This window comes from Vagococcus bubulae (genome assembly GCF_003950315.1).
GTDB lineage: Bacteria > Bacillota > Bacilli > Lactobacillales > Vagococcaceae > Vagococcus > Vagococcus bubulae.
Window position 1 is genome coordinate 48,781 of record NZ_NGJT01000011.1, and the last position, 24,757, is coordinate 73,537.

The window sequence follows — 24,757 nt, forward strand, 5'->3', positions numbered from 1 at the left end:
TAACTAGAAAAGGATGGTGTATGACGATGAAATATCAGAAACCAAAAGGAACAAACGATATTTTACCCGGCGAATCAGAAAAATGGCAGTTTGTTGAATCAACTGCTCGTGATGTATTAAAAAAATATGACTTTCATGAAGTCAGAACGCCAATGTTTGAACATATTGAAGTAATCACTCGTGGTGTTGGTGAATCAACAGATATTGTGACCAAAGAGATGTATGATTTTAAAGACAAAGGTGATCGCCATATTACACTTCGACCTGAAGGAACAGCTCCTTTGGTTCGTTCATATGTTGAACATAAATTGTTTGGTCCAGAGCATCAAAACCCATTTAAAGCATTTTATATTGGGCCAATGTTCCGTTATGAACGCCCACAAGCTGGACGTCTACGTCAATTTAATCAAATGGGGATAGAAGTATTAGGAAGTAGTAATCCTGCAACCGATGTTGAAGGGATTTTAGTTGCACTTGATTTCTTTAAACGCTTAGGTGTGACGCACACACAATTAGTCATTAACTCATTAGGAACAAGAGAGAATCGAATGGTTTATCGTCAAGCGTTAATTGATTACTTAGAACCATTAAGTGATCAACTAAGTGATGATTCAAAACGTCGTTTACATACTAATCCACTCCGTGTGTTAGATAGTAAAGATAAAAAAGATAAAGAAATCGTTGAGAACGCCCCTTCAATTTTAGACTATCTTGATGAAGAATCAAATGCCTTCTTTACAGAAGTGAAATCATTGCTTGATGCAATGGGTGTTGAGTATGTTGTCGATCATCGAATGGTTCGAGGCCTGGATTATTACAATCATACTGTATTTGAAATCATGAGTAATGCACCAGGATTTAATGGTGCGATTACAACAATTTGTGCAGGTGGTCGTTATGATGGATTGGTATCAGAATTTAATGGGCCAGATAGTCATGATTCAGGATTTGGGTTTGGTATGGGAATCGAGCGCGTATTAATCACGATGGAAGCAGAAGGAGTAGAGATTCCAGCTGCGACAAATGTTGATGTGTATGTCGTTGGTTTAGGTGAAGAAACAAATTGCGAAAGTTTGAAACTAGCACAAGCAGCAAGACAAGCTGGATTTGTTTGCGAACGTGATTTTCTAAATCGTAAAGCCAAAGCACAATTCAAATCAGCTGATAAGCTAAATGCCAAAATGGTCTTAGTTATCGGAGAGTCTGAGTTGGCAGAGAAAAATGTTCGAGTTAAAAATATGGTAACAGGCGAGGAATCAACCGTTCCTTTAGCTGATATCTATGCTTCTTTTACAGATGTTTATCACAACATCATAGGAGAATAAAAGAAGCGTTGGAGGAGACTTATCATGAAACAGTTTAGCAAAGATTCTAATTCTATTGCTGATTATACTCGTAAATTAACAGTCATCTTTTTGTATGCATTGCTATATGCGATTGCACTTAATATGTTTTGGCACCCAGCTTCTATTTATACTGGAGGAATTACTGGTTTTTCACAAATCATTAACACGGTTGTTGAAAAATGGTTTGGTGTAAGTTTATCTATCTCTGTCATTTATTATTTATTGAACTTACCATTTTTATTATATGGTTGGAAAAAAATGAATAAAGAGATTGTTATTTTTACTTTATTAAGTGTTACAGCAGCGTCTATTGCTATTAGCATTGTCCCAGAAATTGTTTTGACAAAAGACCCAATCATTTGTGCATTGTTTGGTGGAGCAATAGGTGGTAGTTCATTAGGGTTAGCACTAAAAAATGGGATTGCCACAGGTGGGTTGGATATTGGAATCATTGCCATTCGCCGTAAAACTGGTCGTAGTATAGGATCAATTTCGATGATTATCAATGGAATCATTGTGTTAGCTGCCGGTTATTTATTTGGTTTTCCATATGCTTTTTATAGTTTGTTATCCATCATTGTGAGTGGAAAAGTGACTGACTTTATTTTTACCAAACAACAAAAAATGCAAGCCTTAATTATTACTAGACAGCCTGAAAAAGTGGTGGCAGAACTTAAAGTTCGTTTGCTTAGAGGTGTGACGATTTTAAATGAAGCAGAAGGGGCGTATGATCATCGTGAAAAAGTGGTTCTTTTGACGGTTATTACGCGCTATGAAATGCCATTATTGGAAGAAGCAATTAAAGAAGCGGATAATGAGGCCTTTGTTAGTATCTCAGAAAATGTTCATACTATTGGGAAATTTGACGATTTTGAATTTTAGCTAAAAGAAAAGCCATTCAGCAATACAAACTGAATGGCTTTTTAATAAACTCATTTTCACATGACAGGTAAAAATAAGACTTACACAATTTGACGATTTTTTGAAACCAATTCTCCATTTTTGTAGACATCTTGAACGAGGTTTGTTGCAAAGAAATATAAAGGATAATCAATATTTGGTGCATCAAATACGGCAATGTCTGCTCGTTTTCCTTCAGTGAAACTACCAATTTTATCTCCTAAACCAACAGAGTAAGCAGCATTGATTGTCACGGCATTAAATACTTGAATAGGTGTTAAATGCATTTTGAAACAACCAAGTTGCATAATAAATTGGATATTAGCTGTTGGACAACTTCCTGGATTTGAATCTGTTGATAACGTAATTGCCATGCCTGCCTCTAACATTTTTTTAGCAGGTGCATAAGTATCTGCCATTAAACTAAAAGTTGTTCCTGGTAGTAAGTTACCAATAACACCAGATTCACTCATTTTTTTGATTCCTTCATCAGTAGCAGCCATTAAATGCTCGGCACTCACTGTTTCAAGTTCGGCTGCAACGTCTACTCCGCCGATTGAATCAATTTCATCAGCATGGATACGTAATTTGAAGTCTAAGTCTTTTGCTGCTTGAAGTAAGCGACGAGATTGTTCTGCTGTAAATACCCCTGTTTCACAGAAAATATCACAGAAATCAGCTAATTTTTCTTCTTTTACTTTTGGAAGCATTTCTGAAATAATATGGTCAATAAATGCATCACCGTCACCATTAAATTCTTCTGGAATAGCGTGTGCAGCCATGAAAGTTGAAACTAAGTCAATTGGATGGGTATGGTTGAGTTCTTTGACTACTTCCATTTGTCTTTTTTCTGTTTCCCAGTCAAGACCATAACCACTTTTGGCTTCAACAGTTGTTACACCATGGATTAACATCTCATCTAATAAATGACTTGATTTATTATAAAGTGTGTCAAAAGAAGCACTCTTTGTTGAGCGAACAGTACTTAAAATACCGCCACCTTCTTTTAAGATGTCTAAGTAAGACACACCGTTGAGTTTTTTTGCAAATTCATTTTCACGACTACCACCATAAACTAAGTGTGTATGGCAATCAATCAATCCTGGTGTTGCTAATTTACCTGTGTAATCATGAATTTTAGTATGTTCACCGATTAGTGATTCATCAGGATGACCACTACCGATTTTTAAAATTTTTCCATTTTTAATGGCAATATAACCATCTTCAATAATGGTTGCTTCAGACATTTCCGAACCCTTTAGAGCTCGTTGTTTATCTATGGGTGAAAAAATTTGACTAAAGTGTACTAATAGTTTATCTGCTTGCATGAATGATTCCTCCTTTTATTCTTACACTAATTATAACCATTTAATGAATATAATGTAGTCTTGTATCATCTAAAAAGAGTCAAAAAAATTTTTTTGCAAAAAAAAGAGAAAAAAAGAGACTTTTAACTATGAATTGACTCATAATAGACTATAGGAGGATAAACTAAAGCCATAACTTAATGATTCATTCACTTATATCTACAGGAAAAGAAATAAGAAACGTAAGATAAACTAAGGAGGAAGTAACAATGATTAAAAATACTGATATTAGTAAAGCGATGACAATTAAATTACCAGACGTGTTACCTGACATGCCTGAATTTCAAGAAGGCATTCGTCGTGCACCAGATAGAGGATTTCGTTTAACTGAAGCACAAACTGAATTGGCATTAAAAAATGCGCTTCGTTATGTACCAGAACAATTTCATGATCAAGTGATTCCAGAATTCTTAGAAGAATTAAAAACAAGAGGTCGTATTTATGGCTATCGTTGGTATCCGAAAGAACGTATTCATGGTAAACCAATTGATGAGTACAAAGGAAAATGTACTGCTGCTAAAGCAATGCAAGTGATGATTGATAATAACTTAGACTTTGATATTGCACTTTATCCATATGAATTAGTGACTTATGGAGAAACAGGTCAAGTTTGTTCAAACTGGATGCAATATCAATTAATTAAACGATACTTAGAAGAAATGACAGATGAACAAACCTTGGTTCTTGAATCAGGCCATCCATTAGGACTATTTGCTTCTAAAAAAGATGCCCCAAGAGTCATCATCACAAACGGTTTACTAGTTGGTGAATATGATAATATTCATGATTGGGAAATTGCTGAACAAATGGGTGTGACAAACTACGGTCAAATGACTGCTGGTGGTTGGATGTATATTGGACCACAAGGAATTGTTCATGGAACATTTAATACATTATTAAATGCAGGTCGTTTGAAATTAGGTATTCCAGATGATGGTGATTTAACTGGAAAATTATTTATCACTTCTGGTTTAGGTGGAATGAGTGGGGCTCAAGGTAAAGCTGGTGAAATTGCTAAATCAGTGACAATCGTAGCAGAAGTTGACCGCTCTCGTATTGATACTCGTTTAGAACAAGGATGGATTAGTCATGTGACTGAAACACCAGAAGAAACAATGACTTTAGCAAAAGAATATTTAGATAAAAAAGATTCAACATCTATTGCTTTCCATGGAAATATTGTTGATTTACTTGAATACGTTGACAAACATGACATTCATGTTGACTTATTATCAGACCAAACATCTTGTCACAATGTGTACGAAGGTGGTTACTGTCCAGTAGGTATTACATTTGATGAAAGAACTCGTTTACTTGCTGAAGATCAAGAAACATTTAGAAAAATGATTGATGACACTCTAGCTCGTCACTTTAACGTGATTAAATCATTAACAAGCAAAGGAACTTACTTCTTTGACTACGGTAACTCATTTATGAAAGCTATCTATGATACAGGCATTAAAGAAATTTCTAAAAATGGTGTGGACGATAAAGATGGATTTATTTGGCCATCATATGTAGAAGATATTATGGGACCTATGTTATTTGACTATGGTTATGGTCCATTTAGATGGGTATGTTTATCACGTAAGCACGAAGATTTAATGGCAACAGATAGAGCAGCTATGGAAGTCATTGATCCAACTCGTCGCTATCAAGACCGTGACAATTATAACTGGATTCGTGACGCTGAAGATAACAAATTAGTTGTCGGAACTGAAGCACGTATTTTATATCAAGATGCTATGGGTCGTGTTAATATTGCTCTTAAATTTAATGAAATGGTTCGCCGTGGAGAAATTGGTCCTGTCATGATTGGTCGTGACCACCATGACGTATCAGGAACAGACTCACCATTCCGTGAAACATCAAATATTAAAGATGGAAGTAATGTCACAGCTGATATGGCAACACAATGTTATGCAGGTAATGCAGCACGTGGTATGAGTTTAATCGCACTACACAACGGTGGTGGCGTTGGTATTGGTAAATCAATCAACGGTGGATTTGGTTTAGTATTAGATGGTTCTGAATTGACAGATGACATCATTAAATCTGCTATTGCATGGGACACTATGGGTGGCGTGGCTCGTCGTAGTTGGGCAAGAAATGACCATGCGATTGAAACATCAATGGAATACAATGAAATGAGAAAAGGTTCAGATCACATTACCATTCCATACTTAGCTGATGAAGAAAAAGTAAAATCAGCTGTAAGTAAATTATTTAAATAACGATTAGAGTGGACTTCCTATCCAAATTTCTAATAGCCCTCACAAGAATATTGTGAGGGTTTTTTATCTCTATCATTTAGTCGAAAACGATTTCTTTTAATGTTATAAAATAGTATAATTATACTGAGGATGTATGATGTGTGTCTTTTTTTATACAGACAAAGGTAAGAATGATAATAGTGGGGGAGCGTTTTAAAGTATGGGAGATTATTTGAATTGTCGATTGTTTGGAACACCAGAAGTCAGTTTAAATGGTGAGATAGTGTTGTTTTCGTTCTCGAAAATTAATGCGATGCTTTATTATTTATTGATTAATAAAACAGTCAGCCGAGATGAATTGTCAGGACTTTTATGGCCAGATAAAAGTGATAAAAATGCTAAGAAAAACTTAAGAAATGCTATCTATCAAGCCAATAAAAGTTTAGGGATGGAGCTCATTATTTCTCCTAATAAATCATTATTGATGTTGAATGATTCAATCAATTTAACCAGTGATGTGGAACAATTTACACAAGATTCTGAAACATATTATTACCTTTATAAAGGTGAGTTTTTAAAGGGATTTTATCTAAAAGAATGTGAAGGATTTGACTTCTGGGTTGTTCGTATGAAAAGTTTTTATGAAAAAAAATTCGTTGAGACAGTACATCGACGAATTAAAAAAGACATAGCTGAAGGGATCAATGAACACGTAGAAGAAACTATTGAACAATTAATGTTTATTGATGAATTTAATGAAATTAATTACCAATACTTAATGACGTTTTATCAACAACAAGGACGAGATAATAAAGTAGTGGATGTGTATCATAAATTATCTAATCTTTTGAAGTCAGAATTAGGGGTGACACCTAATAAACAGACAAAAGAAATTTATGATGCTTCTCTTGAGAAAATTGTTTCTGAGAACACCACGAAAAATCAACGTTTTTCTTCATTATTTTATGGTCGTTCAGGTGAGTTGCAACAATTATCAGTTAACTTTGCTGCGTTTAAACGACATCACCCTTACCAATCAGTAGTGGTCAGAGGAGAAGCAGGGATAGGGAAAAGTGCCTTAATTAACCGAGCGATTGATAGTGTAGAGGATGATTTCAAAGTGATTGAAACTCAATGCTATCAAGCAGAAGAAAAACATTTATTGCGTCCATGGAAAAAAATAATTGATCAGTTGAGCGAAATGATTGAAGAACAAGAATTAATTGACCCCATACTTTGGCAAAAAGTTATTCGAAAAGTTTTTCCTAATTTCACCCAACCTTTTTTAGATGTGATTTCGCATAGTGATACGGAACCTTACAAGGAAAAAATGTTGTCGGATTTGATGATTGAGGCGATTAACAAGTTGTCAGAACAGCAACAATTAGTTTTTTTATTTGACGACATACAGTGGATGGATGAATCAAGTTTAGATTTACTGACAACAGTGATGCTTCATTGTCACACAAATACGATGTTTTTGATGTCAGCACGAAGCGTTGAACGATACCCACTTGATAAGTTTATCAATACATTGAAGCAAAGTGGAAAATTAGCTGTTATTAATTTGGAGCCATTTTCTTATGAAGAAACAGATGGATTTATTCGGAAAAAATTACCTGATGTTGATGTGACCACTACGATTGTTGATAATGTTTATCAACATACAGAGGGAAATTTATTCTTTTTAATCGAATATGTCTCGCTGTTAAAAAGTAACACGAATTTGAATACAATGACGGTTAAAATGAAAGATGCCTTACGCAATCGTTTCTTATATTTATCGGAAGAAGAGCAAGAACTAGTATCTATTATTTCTTATTTTTATGATTATGCCTTAATTGATAGTTTGGTTTTTTTAACAGATAAATCAAGCTATGACATTGTGGCAATGATTGAGCGACTGGTCTCTAAAAATATTTTGGTGGAAAAAGTGGTTCGTGATAAGATTGCGACAAGTTTTACTCATGTGAAGTTAAGAGAATTTGTTTATATGACACAATCATTAGCGAAAAAAAGAGTTTTACATCACCGTATTGCAGAGTTTTTAGAATCACAATTAAAACCGGGTGGTAATGATATATTGCAATATGATACGATTGCCTATCACTATAAACATGGGAAAGATGAATTAAAAGGATTAAAATATCGTCTGAAATATTTTGAAGGATATTTAGGCTTTTATCACGAGCTATTTCCAGTAGAAGGACAGTATGGTGTTGATCCATTTAGTTTCAATAAAGAGTGGGCAACTGAACAATTTGAAAAAATTAATCAACGTTTATCTCAATTAAGTCAAGAAGACAAACAGACTGATTTATACAATTTGTTGCAGTTACAATACTTGTATCTTGAAGGGCGATTTTTAATTAAATATGGTGAGTATGATAGAGGTGTATCCAATATTCAAAGTGTGCTACATCGAGCAAAAGAGTTGAATGAGCAAGCGTATTTATTAAACGGCTATAAGCAAATGATTTATTATTATATTCAAATAAATGAGCCAAAAGAGATGATTTATTATATCGAGCTTGCACTAGATTTATCCATTAGAGAAAACAATCATCAATCAATTGGTATTTTGCTTAGATTAAAAGGCCTGTATCATATGATGAGTGGCAATAATACGGTTGCCGAAAAATTATTGCAAGAGTCAATCAATACGTTTATGCTAACAGATGAGATTAGCAAAAAATATTCAGTAAGTATCGCGGCAGCTTACAATTACTTGGGAGAAATCCGAATGAACTCAGGTGAGTATAAAGAAGCTGTTGAGATGTTTGAAAAAGCCATTTCCTTATGTCAAAGTAATAAAGCACTCTCTAGTTTAACAATATTTTATATTAATGAGGGAGTAGCGCTATTTGCTTTAGAAAATTATGATGAAGCGGAAATCTATTTTTTAAAAGCAGAGGAGATTTTTTCAAGCTTAAATTTTTATTGGAAACGAGCGAAACTTGACGCTTACTTGTCTATTTTATATGCACAAAAAAATCATGTTCAAAAGGCACAATTTTATCTGACTCAAGGAGAAAAACATGCTAAACGCATGGGAAATTGCCGAGATATTGGGATGATCGAGTATGCTAAATACATTAACTATCATCAGTATCATCATGATGAATTGGAAGGTGTTTTGTCGATTGAAGAGATTTGTGACTATTTAAATGTCTACCAAGATGCTTATGAAATTAACCAATTAAAAAGCGATAGCTGTTATTAATGAACAGCACCTATTTGTCGACTAGTCATCGAGAAATAGGTTTTTTTATTTTATGTTTAAGAAGTTTAGTGAAAGAGAGTAAATGATGTTAAAATAAACGTATAACGAAAAAGAAGGGTGGATATAGTATGTATCCTTTAGCAATTGATATTGGGACAACAAATATAAAACTACAAATTTTTGAAAAAGATAATATTATTGAACAATTAAGTTTACCAGTGGAGACTTATACAGGTAGAGGAAATAAAGTGTATCAAAGTCCAGTCCATATTTATCGTCAAATCGTACGAGGGATTCGTTCATTGACACAAGAAGGCTACAAAATAGATTCACTTGTATTAACTACAGCCATGCATGGTATTATGCCAATTGTTGAGGGAAAAGATGAAGAAATGTATATTTGGTTAGATGCACAAAGTAAACCTTTTATCGATGAAGTTAAATCAGAAAAAGATTATTTAAACTATTACCGAAAAACAGGAACACCAATTCATGAGATGTCTCCTTTTGCTAAAATTGGGCACTTTCAAAAAGAAAAATGGTTTAAAGATGTTACTCGTTGGGTAGGAATGAAAGACTATTTAATGGAGCAATTAACAGGGGAGTTTGTGGTCGATTATTCCATTGCTTCTGCGACGGGTTTATTTAATATCCATGAAAAAAAATGGGACAAAGAAATTTTGGAGAAAGTTGGGATTAATGAGTCACTCTTAGCCACTTTAGTTGATACTAATTATTCCGCACCATTGTTAGAACAAGTCGCAGATGAGATGTTTTTAACGCCCAACATACCAGTATACATTGGAGCAAGTGATGGCTGTTTAGCCAGTTATGCTAGTTATGTGGCAAATGGAACTTTAAACACGATTACAATAGGAACTAGTGGAGCAGTTAGAAAGTTATCTAAAACAATTGAATTAGATGAAACTGGCCAAACATTTTGTTATTACTTAAATGATACTTATTGGGTGGTTGGAGGAGCAACTAACAATGGTGGTCAAATTATGACTTGGGCAGAAGAAGTCTTTTTTAGTGGACAATCCATATTTCAAAATCTAAGCGAGTCTTTAAGTCAAGCTCCAATAGGTAGTGATGGACTATTATTTTTCCCATATTTAGCAGGGGAAAGAGCACCTATTTGGCAGGCAACACCACAAGGACAGTACACTGGCTTAAGTCTAGAACACACAAAATATCATTTAGTGAGAAGTTTAGTTGAGGGGATACTATATAATTTACGCTATATTAGTGAACTTGTGGAGTTAGAACCAAGAGAAATTACAATTAATGGTGGCTTCTTCTCGAATGAATTGCTTGCCATGATGGCAGCGGATATATTTGGTCAAAATGTTGTTCAGTCTGTATATAATGAACCAAATTTTGGAGCAGTTAGTTTGATTCATCCAGTAAAAACGTATTTATTGTCCGATCATCGACGAACTTTTTACACAGAAGGGAATTACCAACTGTATACTAAGAGTTATGAAAAATTTAAAAAAGAACTAGAAACGAACATTATAAAAAAATAATATAAAAATCTACGTATATTTTTGACAGGTAAAATATCACTTGTTACAATGATAAAAAAGAGGAATGGAGAATTATAATGAGTGATATTGCGGTTATTATGGGTAGTATGTCCGATTGGGATACGATGAAAGAAGCATGTGATGTGTTAGATGAATTCGATATATCTTATGATAAAAAAATTGTGTCAGCCCATCGCACACCTGAATTAATGTTCGCTTTTTCTAAAGAGGCTGAAGAAAATGGCTATAAAGTAATTATTGCTGGTGCAGGTGGAGCAGCTCATCTTCCAGGGATGGTTGCATCATTAACAACTGTGCCTGTTATTGGTGTCCCAGTTGAGTCGAAAACGTTAAAAGGGATGGATTCGTTATTGTCAATTGTGCAAATGCCAGGTGGAATTCCTGTTGCTACAACGGCTATTGGTAAACCAGGAGCAAAAAATGCAGGATTGTTAGCAACTCAAATTATCGGAATAACGGATGAAACGATTCGACATAAATTACATGAATACCGACAAACACTTAGAAATTCTGTTTTAGAAAGTGGTGAACATTTTGAGTAGTATGACAGTGTTTCCTTCTCAAACGATTGGAATTATTGGCGGCGGTCAACTTGGTCAAATGATGGCATTAAGTGCCAAAGAAAAAGGATTTGTGGTAGGTGTATTGGATCCTTCTCCAGATTGCCCAGCTTCTCAAGTATGTGATTGGCAAATTGTCGCACCATATGATGATGCTTTGGCTATAAAAAAATTAGCAGATGCATCAGATGTATTAACTTATGAATTTGAAAATGTTGATGCTCATGTATTGGAACAATATGAAGAAAAAGGAAAGTTACCCCAAGGGACGAACTTATTAAAAATATCGCAAAATAGACAACTTGAAAAAGAATTTCTAGTAAAACATAATATTCCTGTCTCTGAATTTCGAATTGTATCATCTTTGGATGAGTTAAAAGAAGCTTGCCAAATAATCGGCTTTCCAAGTGTTTTAAAAACTATTGTAGGTGGTTATGATGGTAAAGGACAAATAGTGTTAACAACTGATTCAGACATAGAGGACTGTCTTGAATTGTTGAACCAAACAACTTGTATTTTAGAAAAATGGGTGTCATTTGAAAAAGAAATCTCAGTGATTATTTCTAATAATTTAGATGGAGAAGTTAGTGTGTTTCCTCTTGCTGAAAATCACCATGTGAATAATATTTTATTTACCAGTATCGCTCCAGCAATGGTGAGTAAAGCTTGTGAAAAACAAGCGGTCCAATTAGCCAAACGTATTAGTAGTGAATTAAATGCGTGTGGAACTATTGCGATTGAAATGTTTGTAACAGAGACAGAAGACCTATTAGTAAATGAAATAGCTCCTAGACCACATAACTCAGGTCATTATACAATTGAAGCTTGCTCATCAAGTCAATTTGATACGCATATTTTAGGGATTTGTCAGTGGGCTATGCCAACGATTGATTTGTTTTCATCCGCTATTATGGTGAACCTCATTGGAGATGAGCAAACAAAAGCTATGTCACTGGTTACAGAGCGAAATGATTGGTATTTTCATTTTTATGGAAAAAAAGTTGAAAAACCAGGTAGAAAAATGGGACACATTACGATATTATCAAATAGTGTGTTAGAGACACTGGAAGAAATTCAAAAACAGAATGTTTGGAAATAAGAAAGGATAAGGCAATGATAGAACGTTATACTCGCGAAGAAATGGGAAATATATGGTCAGATGAAAATCGTTATGCAGCATGGTTAGAAGTAGAAATATTAGCTTCAGAAGCATGGGCTAGTTTGGGCGAAATTCCAGAAGAAGATACAAAGTTGATTAGAGAAAATGCGACATTTGATATTGAGCGAATTCTCGAAATAGAACAAGAAACGCGTCATGATGTGGTTGCTTTTACTCGTGCGGTGTCTGAGAGTTTAGGTCAAGAAAGAAAATGGGTACATTATGGGTTAACTAGTACAGATGTGGTTGATACAGCATATGGTTATTTAATGAAACAAGCCAACGATATTTTACGCAAAGATTTAGATGCTTTTTTAACTGTCATCAAAGAAAAAGCGTTAGAACATAAATATACCGTCATGATGGGAAGAACGCATGGTGTTCATGCAGAACCAACAACATTTGGCCTTAAATTAGCTTTATGGTATTCAGAGATGAAACGTAATATCGAACGCTTTGATCATGCAGCTCGTGGTGTTGAAGCTGGAAAAATTAGTGGAGCAGTAGGGACGTTTGCCAATACGCCACCGGAAGTAGAAGCGTTTGTATGTGATAAATTAGGAATTAGAGCACAGGAGATTTCAACACAAGTGTTACCACGTGATTTACATGCTGAGTATATCGCAACCATCGCTTTAATTGCGACCAGCATTGAAAAATTTGCGACCGAAATCAGAGGATTACAAAAATCTGAAACACGTGAAGTAGAAGAATTTTTTGCAAAAGGTCAAAAAGGCTCTTCAGCAATGCCCCATAAACGTAATCCAATTGGTTCTGAAAACATGACAGGATTAGCACGTGTACTAAGAGGTCATGTTGTCACTGCTTATGAAAATGTGTCTTTATGGCATGAAAGAGATATTTCTCACTCCTCAGCAGAACGTATTATCATTCCAGATTCAACTATTTTACTGGATTATATGTTACAACGATTTACTAATATTGTTAAGAATTTAACGGTATTCCCAGAAAATATGAAACGTAATATGGGTGCAACCTTTGGATTAATTTATAGTCAACGTGTTTTATTAAAATTAATTGATAAAGGAATGTCTCGTGAGGAAGCGTATGATTTAGTTCAACCTAAAACGGCTATTGCTTGGGATGAACAAACAGATTTCAGACCACTGCTTGAGTCAGATGAAAAAATTATGTCAGTTTTAACTAATGAAGAGTTAGATGATGCCTTTGATTATAACTATCACTTAAAACATGTAGACGATTTATTTAATCGTGTTGGATTATCATAAAAGATTAAAAGTTCGTGAAATTAAATTTCACGAGCTTTTTTTTATTTTTAAAAATATAAAATAGTTATAAAAACGAACATTAAAAAGTTTTAATCGTTTAATTGTTAATAAAAAATTGACGTCAAAAAAAACTCTTGTTACTATATATTTAATAAATGAATGATATTTTGTTGTTTGTTATTAAATGTTCTTTAATAAGAAAGGGAGAGTTTTAAATGTCAGATATTTTATATTTAGGTAAAGCTAAAAGCGTACATTCTACTGATGAGTTAGATGAGTTGAGATTAGTTTATTTGGATCAAGCGACGGCATTAAATGGGAAAAAGAAAGATGAAATTTTAGGTAAAGGGCAATTGAATAATGAAATTAGCTCCAAGGTATTTCATTATTTAACTACGCAAGGAATTAAAAATCACTGGATTAAACAATTAAGTGATACTGAACAGTTAGTTAAAGCTGTAACAATTATTCCTCTTGAAGTCGTTGTTAGAAATATTTCAGCTGGAAGTTTTGCAAAACGATTTGGTATAAAAGAGGGACTAGATTTACCAAAACCAATTCTTGAATTTTACTATAAAGAGGATGCACTAGATGATCCCTTTATGAATGAAGATCATATTGACTATTTAAAACTTGCTTCTAAAGAAGACGTGTCATTTATTAAAGAACAAGCATTGAAAATAAATAACGTATTAATTGACCTATTTTCGTCTATTGGGTTGACGTTAGTCGATTTTAAATTAGAGTTTGGACGAGATAGCAACGGACAAATCATTCTAGCAGATGAAGTGACACCAGATACTTGTCGCTTATGGGATAAAGAAACATTAGCGTCATTAGATAAAGATGTTTATCGTAAGGACACAGGAGATTTGGTGAGCGTTTATAAAGAAGTGGCAAAAAGACTAAACGAAAGAAAAGGAGAATAATCATGTTTAAAGTAAGAGTGTATGTAAACTACAAAGCATCTATTTTAGATCCACAAGCCTCAGTGATTGAAGGAGCTATCAAACGTTTAGGTGAAGATGGTGTGTCAGATATTCGTGTAGGAAAAGTATTTGATTTTGTGATTAAAGCAGATAACAAACAAGACGCTGAAGCAAAAGTTGATAAGATTAGTGATAATTTATTAACTAATCCAAACATGGAGACCTATGACTTTACTGTTACGGAGGTTAACTAATCATGGCAAAATTTGGTGTAGTCGTTTTTCCTGGTTCAAATGGTGATCAAGACTTACTGTTAGCTATTCAAGATGTGATTGGTGAAGAAGCAGAGTATGTTTCTCACAGAGCAACTGATTTATCCAACTATGACGTTATTTTATTGCCAGGTGGGTTTTCTTATGGAGATTACTTAAGATGTGGGGCTATTGCTAAATCAAGTCCTGTGATGGAAGCAGTGAAACAATTTGCCAGTGAAGGGAAACCCGTTTTTGGTACGTGTAATGGATTCCAAATATTAACAGAGACAGGTCTTTTACCAGGTGTTTTATTAAATAATACATCACTGAAATTCATTTGTGGTATGCAACCATTAAAGGTGGTCAATAATCAGACGATGTTCACAAATAAATACGAACAAGATGAGTTAATAACTTTACCAATTGCGCATGGTGAAGGAAATTATTATTGTGATGAAAAAACTTTGAAAGAGTTAAAAGAGAATAACCAAATCATACTTACTTACGAAAAAAATAATCCAAATGGCAGTGTGGAAGACATTGCAGGGATTACAAATAAAGAAGGCAATGTGATTGGATTGATGCCCCATCCGGAGCGCGCGATGGAAGATTTATTAGGTAGCTCTGATGGGAAAAAATTATTTCAATCAATCGTAAATCATTTAAGAAAGGTGACGGCATAACATGGTAAAAGCACAAACAATGACTCCAGAAGAAGTAAAAGAATCTAAGATTTATCAAGAATGGGGTTTGAAAGATTCTGAGTATGAGTATATAGCTGATTCGATTTTAGGTCGTTTACCAAACTACACAGAAACAGGTTTGTTTGCTGTTATGTGGAGTGAGCATTGTTCTTACAAAAATAGTAAACCTGTTTTAAAACATTTTCCAACATCAAATCAACATGTTTTACAAGGGCCAGGTGAAGGTGCCGGGATTGTGGATATAGGTGATGGGTTAGCTGTTGTGTTTAAAGCGGAAAGTCACAATCATCCATCAGCGGTTGAGCCTTATGAAGGAGCAGCTACAGGAGTTGGTGGGATTATTCGTGATATTTTTAGTATGGGTGCTAGACCAATTGCGATGTTAAATTCTTTACGTTTTGGTGAGATAGAAACGAATCGGACAAAATATTTAATCGAAAAAGTTGTCGCAGGGATTGGTGGTTATGGTAATAGTATTGGGATTCCGACAGTTGGTGGTGAGATTGCGTTTGACGCGTGTTATGAAGGAAATCCTTTAGTTAATGCCATGTGTGTTGGTTTAATCAAACATGAAGACATTCAAAAAGGACAAGCAAAAGGTGTCGGTAACCCAATCATGTATGTGGGAGCCAAAACAGGCCGAGATGGGATTCATGGTGCCACGTTTGCTTCAGTAGAATTTGTTGAAGGCGAAGAACAACAACGCTCTGCTGTACAAGTAGGTGATCCATTCATGGAAAAAGGGTTGATGGAAGCGTGTCTTGATTTGATTTTAAATCATTCAGATTGTTTAGTCGGAATTCAAGATATGGGCGCTGCTGGGTTAGTGTCTTCTAGTTCAGAGATGGCGTCAAAAGCTGGATCAGGCTTAGAACTCTATTTAGATGATGTACCTCAGCGTGAAACAGAGATGACACCATATGAAATGATGTTATCTGAATCTCAAGAGAGAATGTTACTTTGTATCAAAAAAGGAAAAGAACAACAAGTTATCGAATTGTTTGAATCTTACGGCTTAGATGCTGTAACAATTGGTCATGTAACAGATGACAAGCGATATAAATTATTTTTCCAAGGAGAAAAAGTCGCGGATATTCCAGTTGACTCTTTAGCAGAAGACGCACCCGTGTATCATAACGAACAAGAGAAACCAAAACGTATCATTGAATTTGAAAAACAAGAGGCATATAAACCTGAAATAAAAGATTTTAAACAAACAACGTTATCTATTTTAGCACAGCCAACGATTGCATCGAAACAATCATTGTATGAAACCTATGATTCACAAGTTCGTACTAATACTGTTGTGGGGCCAGGTAGTGATGCCGCTGTATTACGTGTGAGAGGAACACAAAAAGCTCTTGCCATGACAACCGATTGTAATGCCAGATACTTGTATTTAGATCCAAAAGAAGGCGGAAAAATGGCAGTAAGTGAAGCTGCTAGAAATATTGTCGCAAGTGGCGCAAGACCTTTAGCGATTACAGATTGTTTAAACTTTGGTTCACCAGAAAAACCAGAAGGATTCTATGAGTTAGATCAAGCAGCAAAAGGGATTGCGCAAGCATGTGAAGCCTTTGATACGCCAGTTATATCAGGAAATGTATCACTATACAATGAAACAAATAATCAACCTATTTACCCAACTCCGATGATTGGAATGGTTGGGGTTGTTGAAGAACTATCACACGTTACCACACAAGACTTTAAAAAAGCAGGTGATTTAATTTATGTATTAGGTGAAACACATGCTGATTTTTCAGGTAGTGAAATTCAAAAATTATTAACTGGTAAGATTTCAGGAACGATTTCACCGGTTGATTTAGAAGAAGAAGTGGTTATTCAGGCTAAATTATTACAAGCTATTCAGTCAGGGTATGTGGCAAGTGCACATGACTGTGCTGAAGGTGGGTTATTAGTTAGTGTGATTGAATCAACATTTGGTAATGGCTTAGGTGTTACGATTGAGACTGATTTGTCAAAAGAATTATTATTTTCTGAAACCTCAGGACGATTTGTTGTGAGTGTCTCACCTGAAAAGAAAGATGCTTTTGAAGCTATTTTAAAAAATGATGCCACTTTATTAGGACAAGTGACAAATGATGGAGTGATAAAAGTTAGCACAGTCGACGATTCATTGGAATTAACAGTCGCTAAAGCCAAAGAAGCCTGGGAGGAAGCAATACCATGTCTCATGAAATAAAAGGGATTAATGAAGAATGTGGCGTGTTTGGTGTATGGGACCATAAAGACGCCAGTCAAATCACCTATTATGGCTTACACAGCTTACAACACAGAGGTCAAGAAGGTGCGGGGATTGTATCATTAGAAAATCATCGACTGCAAGGGCATCGTGGGTTAGGATTACTACATGAAGTATTTGCTAATCCAGATTTATTAGCTAACTTAAAAGGGCACTCTGCTATTGGGCACGTTCGTTATGGTACAAGTGGTGAGGGAGATATTATTAATATCCAACCATTCTTGTTTCGTTTTTATGATAGAGACGCAGCCTTAGCACATAATGGTAATCTGATTAATGCGAAAACATTACGTAAAGAATTAGAAGAAGATGGGGCTATTTTTCATTCGAATTCAGATACAGAAATTTTAATGCATTTAATTCGCCGTAGTCATAAGAACACGTTTATTGATAAATTATCTGAAGCATTAAACATAGTAAAGGGTGGGTTTGCTTATTTACTGCTAACTGATGATGCAATGTACGCGGCACTCGATCCAAATGCCTTTCGTCCTTTATCTATTGGTCGTATGAGTAATGGGGCTTATGTGGTTTCAAGTGAGACATGTGCTTTAGATACGATTGGGGCGACTTTTGTCAGAGATGTAGAACCCGGTGAAATCATCGAAATAAATGATAAAGGATTACATAGTTATCGCTATACGGATGACACCATGTATTCGATTTGTTCGATGGAGTATATTTATTTTGCTCGACCAGATTCTAATATCAAAGGAATTAATGTTCACTCTGCTAGAAAAAGAATGGGAAAAACATTAGCTAAAGAATGTCCCGTTGAAGCAGACATGGTGATTGGTGTCCCAAATAGTTCGCTATCAGCTGCTAGTGGGTATGCTGAAGAAAGTTCCATCCCTTATGAAATGGGATTAGTGAAAAATCAATATGTAGCACGAACGTTTATCCAACCAACGCAGGAATTAAGAGAAGAAGGTGTTCGATTAAAATTGTCTGCTGTTCGAGGAGTGGTTGAAGGAAAACGTGTCATTTTAGTGGATGATTCAATCGTTCGTGGCACAACATCTAAACGAATCGTTCGTTTGTTAAAAGAAGCTGGAGCAAAAGAGGTTCATGTCAGAATTTCTTCTCCTCCTTTAGCTTATCCCTGTTTTTATGGGATTGATATTCAAACGAAAGAAGAGTTGATTGCTGCTAATTATTCAACCGAAAAAATCAGAGAAATCATTGAAGCTGATTCATTAGAATTTTTAAGTGAAGAAGGATTAATTGAGTCGATTGGCTTAAAGTTAGATGCACCTTATAACGGATTATGCATGGCTTACTTTAACGGTGATTACCCAACGCCTTTATATGATTATGAATACAGAGAAAACAAGGAGGACTAATATGTCAACTGCATATGAAAAATCAGGAGTCAATGTCGAAGCAGGATATGAAGTGGTGGAAAGAATCAAATCTCATACAAAAAAAACAGAACGTTTAGGTATGATGAGTGCACTTGGTGGATTTGGCGGATGTTTTGATTTGAGTCAGTATGATGTAAAAGAACCAGTTCTTGTTTCTGGCACAGATGGTGTGGGAACAAAGCTTATGATTGCTATTGAAGCAGATAAACATGACACCATTGGGATTGATTGCGTTGCGATGTGTGCAAATGACATTTTAGCTCAAGGAGCAGAACCTTTATTTTTCTTAGATTATATTGCAACAGGAAAAACATACCCTGAAAAAATTGAAAAGATTGTCGAAGGGGTAGCCAATGGTTGTGTGGAATCTAACATGGCATTAATCGGTGGAGAAACAGCAGAGATGCCTGATATGTACGGTCAAAATGACTATGACTTAGCTGGTTTTGCGGTTGGATTAGCAGAAAAATCAGAGTTAATTGATTCGTCAACTATTTCTGAAGGCGATGTATTAATCGGTATCGCCTCAAGTGGAATCCATTCAAATGGTTTTTCGTTGGTTCGACAAATTTTATTTAAAGATCACGATTATAAATTAGACACAGTGTTGGAAGACATGGGTGGTCAAACCTTAAAAGAGATTTTATTAACTCCAACAAAACTTTATATCAAAAGTGTGTTACCACTGATTAAAATGAAAAAGATTAAAGGCATTGCTCATATCACTGGTGGTGGTTTTTATGAAAATATTCCAAGAATGTTACCAGAAAATGTGTCAGCTTCTATCAAAAAGGGAAGTTGGCCAGTTTTACCAGTTTTTAAATCATTGCAACGACTTGGAGATATTAGTGAAAAAGATATGTTTAGCACATTTAATATGGGAATAGGAATGGTTTTGGCAGTTGATAAAGAGGATTCTCAAACTGTTTTAGATTATATTAATGACCAAGGTGAATTAGCTTATAATATCGGTCAGGTAGATTTAGGAGAAACAGGTAAAGTGGAAATAAAAGGAGAACGCAAATGAGATTCGCTGTGTTTGCTTCAGGAAATGGGTCTAATTTTGAAGCGATAGCTAAAGCAAGTCAAAATGGAGACATAGCTGGGACACTAGTTTGTGTTTTTTGTGATAAAAAAGAGGCTTATGTGATTGAAAGAGCTAAAAAATATCATATCCCATATTTTGTGATGGAGAAAAAAACTAGCGAAACGAAAGAAGAGTACGAAAAAAATATTCTCATGATGTTAGAGAATGAGAAAATCGATTTAATTATTTTAGCTGGATATATGAAAATTATTGGCCCAACTCTGTTAAATTTCTATAAAAAACGTATAATTAATTTGCATCCATCGTTACTTCCTAAGTTTCCAGGGAATAAAAGTATTAAAGAAGCCTATGAAAGTGATGACCTAGAAACAGGTGTTACGATTCATTTAGTAGATGAAGGGGTGGATACTGGCCCTATTATTTATCAAGAAAGTCTGTTAATTAATCGAAGTCTGTCATTACAAGTGTTTGAAGAAAAAATGCATCAACTAGAGCATAAAGTTTTACCAACTATTGTAAATCAATTTATCTTGGGGGAATATGAAAATGTCTAAAAAACGTGCATTGATAAGCGTTTATGATAAAACAGGTATCGCAGAATTTGTAAAAGAACTAGTAAAATTAGATTATGAAATTATTTCAACAGGTGGAACAAAAAAGGTATTGGAGCAAGAAGGTATTGCGTGTTTAAGCGTGGAGGATGTAACTAGTTTTCCAGAAATGCTTGATGGACGCGTTAAAACATTGCATCCGATGATTCACGGTGGATTATTAGCTAAAAGAGATAATCAAGAACATATGACTACATTAACAGAACACAACATTGGTTTGATTGATTTAGTTTGTGTGAACCTTTACCCATTTAAAGAAACTATTGCCCAACCTGATGTGACTCAAAATGAAGCAATTGAACAAATCGATATTGGTGGACCAAGTATGTTAAGAAGTGCCGCTAAAAATTTTGCGAGTGTGACTGTCATTGTGGATAGTCAAGATTACGAGTTGGTGTTACAAGAAATGAGCTCAACAGGAGACACAACGATACAGACAAGGCAATATTTGGCTTCAAAAGTTTTTTCAACTACATCTAGCTATGATGCTAGTATTGCACGCTATCTATCAATAAGCGACAGTCAAGAGTTACCAAATGACTTATCTTTAAGTTATACAAAAATAAATACGTTAAGATATGGTGAAAATAATCATCAAAAAGCTTATTTTTATCAATCTGATGACAATAAAGCAGAAGTAGGCATTGGGACAGCGAAACAATTACATGGTAAAGAATTATCTTATAACAATATTAAAGATGCCAATGCCGCCATCCATTTAGTAAAAGAGTTTGAAGAACCAACCGTTGTTGCAATGAAACATATGAACCCATGTGGTGTTGGATTTGGGAAAACAATACATGAAGCTTATAGACTAGCTTATGAAAGTGATCCAATTTCGATTTTTGGTGGAGTGTTGGCCTTTAATCGTGAAATTGATGCTGATTTAGCTGAAACGCTAAACGAACTCTTTTTAGAAATTATCATTGCCCCAAGCTTTACAGCTGATGCTTTAGAGCTATTAGAGAAAAAGAAAAATCGTCGATTATTACAATTAGATACAACAAAATCAAATCAAACAGAATGGGAATTAGTTAGTGTGTCAGGAGGCTTACTAATACAAGAATCCGATACAGTAGTTGATGATGAAACACAATGGACAGTGGTCACAGAAACATTACCAACAGCTGAAGAGATTGATGCACTGAAAAAAATGTGGTTAGTGGTTAAATCTGTTAAGAGTAACGCGATTGTAGTTGGAAATAACCACCACACATTAGGTATTGGAGCAGGACAAATGAACCGAGTGGGGTCAGTAAAATTAGCAGTTGATCAAGCAGGAGATTTAGCAAAAGGAGCTGTCTTAGCTAGTGATGCCTTTTTCCCTATGCCTGACAGTGTTGAATACGCAGCAAAACATGGGATAAAAGCCATCATACATCCAGGAGGCAGTGTGAAAGACCAAGAATCAATTGATGTTGCTAATGAATATGGTATTGCAATGATTGTCACTGGAACAAGACATTTCAAACATTAAGAGGAGAAGACTTGATGAAAAGAAAATTATTGGTAATAGGTAGTGGCGGACGTGAACATGCGATTAGTAAAAAGTTATTACAAAGTCCTTTAGTTGAAAGAGTTTATTGCTTACCTGGCAATGCTGGGATGGAACTGGATAATATACAGCTAGTTAAAGGGAGCGAAACAGACAAACAGTTTATCATTGAGTTTTGTCAAAAAAAACAAATTGATTGGGTATTTGTCGGACCAGAAGTTCCTTTAATAGATGGGTTAGTTGATTATTTAGAATCAAAAGGAATCAAAGTATTTGGACCTAAAAAACATGCCGCAATCATTGAAGGGTCTAAAGATTTTTCTAAACAATTGATGGTCAAATATGAGATACCTACTGCAAATTACCAAACGTTTACTAATAGAGAGTGTGCACTTGATTATTTAGCAACCCAAACATTACCTATTGTGATTAAAGCAGATGGATTAGCTGCAGGAAAAGGCGTTGTCATAGCACAAACCATGGATGAAGCAAAGCAAGCGATTGATGATAATTTGTTAAATAATGTTTTTGATAGTGAAGAACCTAAAATTGTGATAGAAGAATTTTTAGTCGGCAAAGAATTTTCTTTATTGTCATTTGTTGGAAATTCTTTTGTGTATCCAATGGTAGTAGCCAAAGATCACAAAGCGATTTTTGATGGGGATAAAGGACCAAATACTGGTGGAATGGGTGTTTATAGCCCAGTACCATATGTGACAGACACAATCTATCAAGAGGCAGTATCCAGTATTGTGTATCCAACGGTAGAGGCGATGAAAGCAGAAGGTAGAGACTTTCAAGGGATTCTTTATACAGGACTAATCTTAACAAACGATGGACCAAAAGTAATTGAATACAATGCTCGTTTTGGTGATCCTGAAACACAAGTATTACTTGAAAGATTAGAGACGGATTTGGTTGAAGTGATTGAATCGATTTTTGATGATAAAACAATTGAAGTATCTTGGAAAAAAGAAGGATTTGATTTAGGTGTTGTAGTTTCTGCTAAAGGATATCCAGAAAGTTATGAAAAAGGAAAAACTTTAAATATTGATACAACGAATAAAAAAGTGAGTCTTTTCTTTGCAGGAGTTACAAGTAAAAATGATTCTCTTGTCTCAAATGGTGGACGAGTATTCATGGCTGAAAGTAGTGGAGCAACACTTGAAGAAGCGAGACAAAAAGTATATGGTTGGTTATCTGAGCAACCGTTAACTGATTTTTATTATCGAACAGACATCGGAAAATAAAACAAGCTGACTAGGACTATTTTTGACCTGGTCAGCTTGTTTTATTATTTTAAATTATTGCCAAAAACACTGATTAATCCGCCACCCAAATTATTATTAGTGTATGGATAGTTAGTTATCGTTAAATATAGTTTTCCTGTTTCTTTGGATAATTGTTTACTCATAGCTAAAGGAGTAAGGGAAGCCCTTAAGTCTGAAATGACTCTGGGTAAATAATGTCTGGATTCTAGTGTACGTTTTGTTTGGATAAAAATATTTTTTTCTTTATCTGTTATGTCTTTAGTTAACAGCTCTAAGATCATATCTAAAATTTCTTGACTACTAGCTTTGTTAGTCATGACAACATCTCCTTTTTAGTATGTAAACTCATATCTAAACATTACTCTTCTTAATGATATATGTCAATTGAACGCAAAAAAGTCCTCCACTTTTGAGTCATAGTGGAGGACTGTTATTTATTCTACTTCTATTGTTGTGTCAAAGTTAATTGAATCTGTTTCTATGTTGTCTTTAGTTTGAATTAAGTTTTGATTGCTATCATCTTCAACGACAACAGGATTTTCAACAACGTCTTCTAAAACTTCTTCATTTGAATTAAGAGGCGCAATTGTTTCAACAGCTTCATCAATTTCGGCTGTAAAATTATTAGTGCCTTCTACATCTACATTAATGTCAACAGCAACTTCATCTGATGTTTCCGAAGAATTGATGTCTTTTTGTTCAGATGATTTAGTTACTGGATCACCACTAAATAATTGGACACCATACACAGAACCATTTGCAATGACATAACTGAATCCAAATTCTGTAAACTCAGGTCTTAGCATATTTTCATTGTGACCTGGGCTATTTACCCATTGAGTAAACAGTTGGTTTGCAATTTCTTCGGGAGTAGTATTGCCAAAATTATTAGATGCAATATTTTCTCCACTCATGCCTTGATATGAGTAATTAATGTCATTAAATACTGTAGACCACTCAGTGCCGTTTGGTCTTGTATGGCTGAAATTATTAACGATTTCTTCCGCACGAATTTCAGATGCTAAAACTAATTGTTCAGATAAAGTTAGAGATGGCAAACCATGTGAATTTCTATGGTCATTAATTAGTTGTAACATAATTTGAATAACTTGTTCTTGTTCACTTGTTGTACCACCAGGATTACCGGGCTCAGTAGGATTACCGGGCTCAGTAGGATTACCGGGCTCAGTAGGATTACCGGGCTCAGTAGGATTACCGGGCTCAGTAGGATTACCGGGCTCAGTAGGATT

20 protein-coding genes are annotated in these 24,757 nt (G+C 34.9%); 17 read left to right on the forward strand and 3 right to left on the reverse strand.

From position 1 onward, the window contains the following. The first annotated feature begins 26 nt into the window (after nt 1-26). Nucleotides 27-1,325 carry a histidine--tRNA ligase gene (gene hisS, locus CBF36_RS07255; protein WP_125957789.1) on the forward strand — a complete coding sequence of 433 codons (1,299 nt, stop codon included), beginning with the start codon at nt 27-29 and terminating at the stop codon, nt 1,323-1,325. A 24-nt stretch (nt 1,326-1,349) separates the two neighbouring features. After that, entirely contained in the window at nt 1,350-2,228 is an 879-nt protein-coding gene (locus CBF36_RS07260) for a YitT family protein (protein ID WP_125957790.1), read from the forward strand. A gap of 80 nt (nt 2,229-2,308) precedes the next feature. Here the strand turns inward: CBF36_RS07260 and hutI are convergent, their stop codons facing one another. Beyond that, complete coding sequence (gene hutI, locus CBF36_RS07265; RefSeq protein WP_125957791.1) at nt 2,309-3,574, reverse strand: imidazolonepropionase; 1,266 nt, start codon at nt 3,572-3,574, stop codon at nt 2,309-2,311. A 248-nt stretch (nt 3,575-3,822) separates the two neighbouring features. Here hutI and CBF36_RS07270 point away from each other — a divergent pair, with 248 nt between their 5' ends. From CBF36_RS07270 to purD, 15 genes are all read left to right on the forward strand, one after another. After that, complete coding sequence (locus CBF36_RS07270; RefSeq protein WP_125957792.1) at nt 3,823-5,847, forward strand: urocanate hydratase; 2,025 nt, start codon at nt 3,823-3,825, stop codon at nt 5,845-5,847. A 199-nt stretch (nt 5,848-6,046) separates the two neighbouring features. Further along, nucleotides 6,047-9,049 (forward strand): ATP-binding protein, encoded by a 3,003-nt coding sequence (locus CBF36_RS07275; protein WP_125957793.1) that lies wholly within the window; start codon nt 6,047-6,049, stop codon nt 9,047-9,049. A 128-nt stretch (nt 9,050-9,177) separates the two neighbouring features. Next, nucleotides 9,178-10,578 carry a gluconokinase gene (locus CBF36_RS07280; protein ID WP_125957794.1) on the forward strand — a complete coding sequence of 467 codons (1,401 nt, stop codon included), beginning with the start codon at nt 9,178-9,180 and terminating at the stop codon, nt 10,576-10,578. 77 nt (nt 10,579-10,655) lie between these two features. After that, nucleotides 10,656-11,141 carry a 5-(carboxyamino)imidazole ribonucleotide mutase gene (gene purE / locus CBF36_RS07285; RefSeq protein ID WP_125957795.1) on the forward strand — a complete coding sequence of 162 codons (486 nt, stop codon included), beginning with the start codon at nt 10,656-10,658 and terminating at the stop codon, nt 11,139-11,141. Between the two features lies 1 nt (nt 11,142). Continuing rightward, complete coding sequence (purK, locus tag CBF36_RS07290) at nt 11,143-12,258, forward strand: 5-(carboxyamino)imidazole ribonucleotide synthase (protein WP_125957809.1); 1,116 nt, start codon at nt 11,143-11,145, stop codon at nt 12,256-12,258. Nucleotides 12,259-12,272: 14 nt separating this feature from the next. Beyond that, nucleotides 12,273-13,568 (forward strand): adenylosuccinate lyase, encoded by a 1,296-nt coding sequence (gene purB, locus CBF36_RS07295; RefSeq protein WP_125957796.1) that lies wholly within the window; start codon nt 12,273-12,275, stop codon nt 13,566-13,568. A gap of 215 nt (nt 13,569-13,783) precedes the next feature. Next, nucleotides 13,784-14,497, forward strand: a complete 714-nt coding sequence (gene purC / locus CBF36_RS07300; protein ID WP_125957797.1) for a phosphoribosylaminoimidazolesuccinocarboxamide synthase — start codon at nt 13,784-13,786, stop codon at nt 14,495-14,497. Between the two features lie 2 nt (nt 14,498-14,499). Then, nucleotides 14,500-14,751 carry a phosphoribosylformylglycinamidine synthase subunit PurS gene (gene purS / locus CBF36_RS07305; protein WP_125957798.1) on the forward strand — a complete coding sequence of 84 codons (252 nt, stop codon included), beginning with the start codon at nt 14,500-14,502 and terminating at the stop codon, nt 14,749-14,751. A gap of 2 nt (nt 14,752-14,753) precedes the next feature. Beyond that, nucleotides 14,754-15,434: a phosphoribosylformylglycinamidine synthase subunit PurQ gene (gene purQ / locus CBF36_RS07310; protein ID WP_125957799.1), complete on the forward strand. Its 681-nt coding sequence runs from the start codon at nt 14,754-14,756 to the stop codon at nt 15,432-15,434. Between the two features lies 1 nt (nt 15,435). Then, a complete protein-coding gene (purL, locus tag CBF36_RS07315) occupies nt 15,436-17,658 on the forward strand; it encodes a phosphoribosylformylglycinamidine synthase subunit PurL (RefSeq protein ID WP_125957800.1) in 2,223 nt (740 codons plus the stop codon). Further along, the gene (gene purF, locus CBF36_RS07320) at nt 17,643-19,061 is read left to right on the forward strand and encodes an amidophosphoribosyltransferase (RefSeq protein ID WP_125957801.1); all 1,419 of its coding nucleotides are present in this window, start codon (nt 17,643-17,645) and stop codon (nt 19,059-19,061) included. The genes purL and purF overlap by 16 nt, the downstream gene beginning before the upstream one ends. A gap of 1 nt (nt 19,062) precedes the next feature. Beyond that, nucleotides 19,063-20,109 carry a phosphoribosylformylglycinamidine cyclo-ligase gene (gene purM, locus CBF36_RS07325; protein WP_125957802.1) on the forward strand — a complete coding sequence of 349 codons (1,047 nt, stop codon included), beginning with the start codon at nt 19,063-19,065 and terminating at the stop codon, nt 20,107-20,109. Then, on the forward strand, nt 20,106-20,684 hold the full coding sequence (purN, locus tag CBF36_RS07330; RefSeq protein ID WP_125957803.1) for a phosphoribosylglycinamide formyltransferase: 579 nt from the start codon (nt 20,106-20,108) through the stop codon (nt 20,682-20,684). The genes purM and purN overlap by 4 nt, the downstream gene beginning before the upstream one ends. After that, on the forward strand, nt 20,677-22,218 hold the full coding sequence (gene purH, locus CBF36_RS07335) for a bifunctional phosphoribosylaminoimidazolecarboxamide formyltransferase/IMP cyclohydrolase (protein WP_125957804.1): 1,542 nt from the start codon (nt 20,677-20,679) through the stop codon (nt 22,216-22,218). Before purN ends, purH begins: the two co-directional genes overlap by 8 nt. 14 nt (nt 22,219-22,232) lie before the next feature. After that, on the forward strand, nt 22,233-23,486 hold the full coding sequence (gene purD / locus CBF36_RS07340; protein ID WP_125957805.1) for a phosphoribosylamine--glycine ligase: 1,254 nt from the start codon (nt 22,233-22,235) through the stop codon (nt 23,484-23,486). Between the two features lie 44 nt (nt 23,487-23,530). Here the strand turns inward: purD and CBF36_RS07345 are convergent, their stop codons facing one another. Continuing rightward, nucleotides 23,531-23,824, reverse strand: a complete 294-nt coding sequence (locus tag CBF36_RS07345) for a bacteriocin immunity family protein (RefSeq protein WP_125957806.1) — start codon at nt 23,822-23,824, stop codon at nt 23,531-23,533. 117 nt (nt 23,825-23,941) lie between these two features. Beyond that, on the reverse strand, nt 23,942-24,757 hold an 816-nt coding region (locus CBF36_RS12380), incomplete at its 5' end, for a CAP domain-containing protein (protein ID WP_276330747.1).

Coding starts and splice junctions, on each gene's coding strand:
- hisS (WP_125957789.1), top strand. CDS start 27: ATGAAATATCAGAAACCAAAAGGAACAAACGATATTTTACCCGGCGAA.
- CBF36_RS07260 (WP_125957790.1), top strand. CDS start 1,350: ATGAAACAGTTTAGCAAAGATTCTAATTCTATTGCTGATTATACTCGT.
- hutI (WP_125957791.1), bottom strand. CDS start 3,574: ATGCAAGCAGATAAACTATTAGTACACTTTAGTCAAATTTTTTCACCC.
- CBF36_RS07270 (WP_125957792.1), top strand. CDS start 3,823: ATGATTAAAAATACTGATATTAGTAAAGCGATGACAATTAAATTACCA.
- CBF36_RS07275 (WP_125957793.1), top strand. CDS start 6,047: ATGGGAGATTATTTGAATTGTCGATTGTTTGGAACACCAGAAGTCAGT.
- CBF36_RS07280 (WP_125957794.1), top strand. CDS start 9,178: ATGTATCCTTTAGCAATTGATATTGGGACAACAAATATAAAACTACAA.
- purE (WP_125957795.1), top strand. CDS start 10,656: ATGAGTGATATTGCGGTTATTATGGGTAGTATGTCCGATTGGGATACG.
- purK (WP_125957809.1), top strand. CDS start 11,143: ATGACAGTGTTTCCTTCTCAAACGATTGGAATTATTGGCGGCGGTCAA.
- purB (WP_125957796.1), top strand. CDS start 12,273: ATGATAGAACGTTATACTCGCGAAGAAATGGGAAATATATGGTCAGAT.
- purC (WP_125957797.1), top strand. CDS start 13,784: ATGTCAGATATTTTATATTTAGGTAAAGCTAAAAGCGTACATTCTACT.
- purS (WP_125957798.1), top strand. CDS start 14,500: ATGTTTAAAGTAAGAGTGTATGTAAACTACAAAGCATCTATTTTAGAT.
- purQ (WP_125957799.1), top strand. CDS start 14,754: ATGGCAAAATTTGGTGTAGTCGTTTTTCCTGGTTCAAATGGTGATCAA.
- purL (WP_125957800.1), top strand. CDS start 15,436: ATGGTAAAAGCACAAACAATGACTCCAGAAGAAGTAAAAGAATCTAAG.
- purF (WP_125957801.1), top strand. CDS start 17,643: ATGTCTCATGAAATAAAAGGGATTAATGAAGAATGTGGCGTGTTTGGT.
- purM (WP_125957802.1), top strand. CDS start 19,063: ATGTCAACTGCATATGAAAAATCAGGAGTCAATGTCGAAGCAGGATAT.
- purN (WP_125957803.1), top strand. CDS start 20,106: ATGAGATTCGCTGTGTTTGCTTCAGGAAATGGGTCTAATTTTGAAGCG.
- purH (WP_125957804.1), top strand. CDS start 20,677: ATGTCTAAAAAACGTGCATTGATAAGCGTTTATGATAAAACAGGTATC.
- purD (WP_125957805.1), top strand. CDS start 22,233: ATGAAAAGAAAATTATTGGTAATAGGTAGTGGCGGACGTGAACATGCG.
- CBF36_RS07345 (WP_125957806.1), bottom strand. CDS start 23,824: ATGACTAACAAAGCTAGTAGTCAAGAAATTTTAGATATGATCTTAGAG.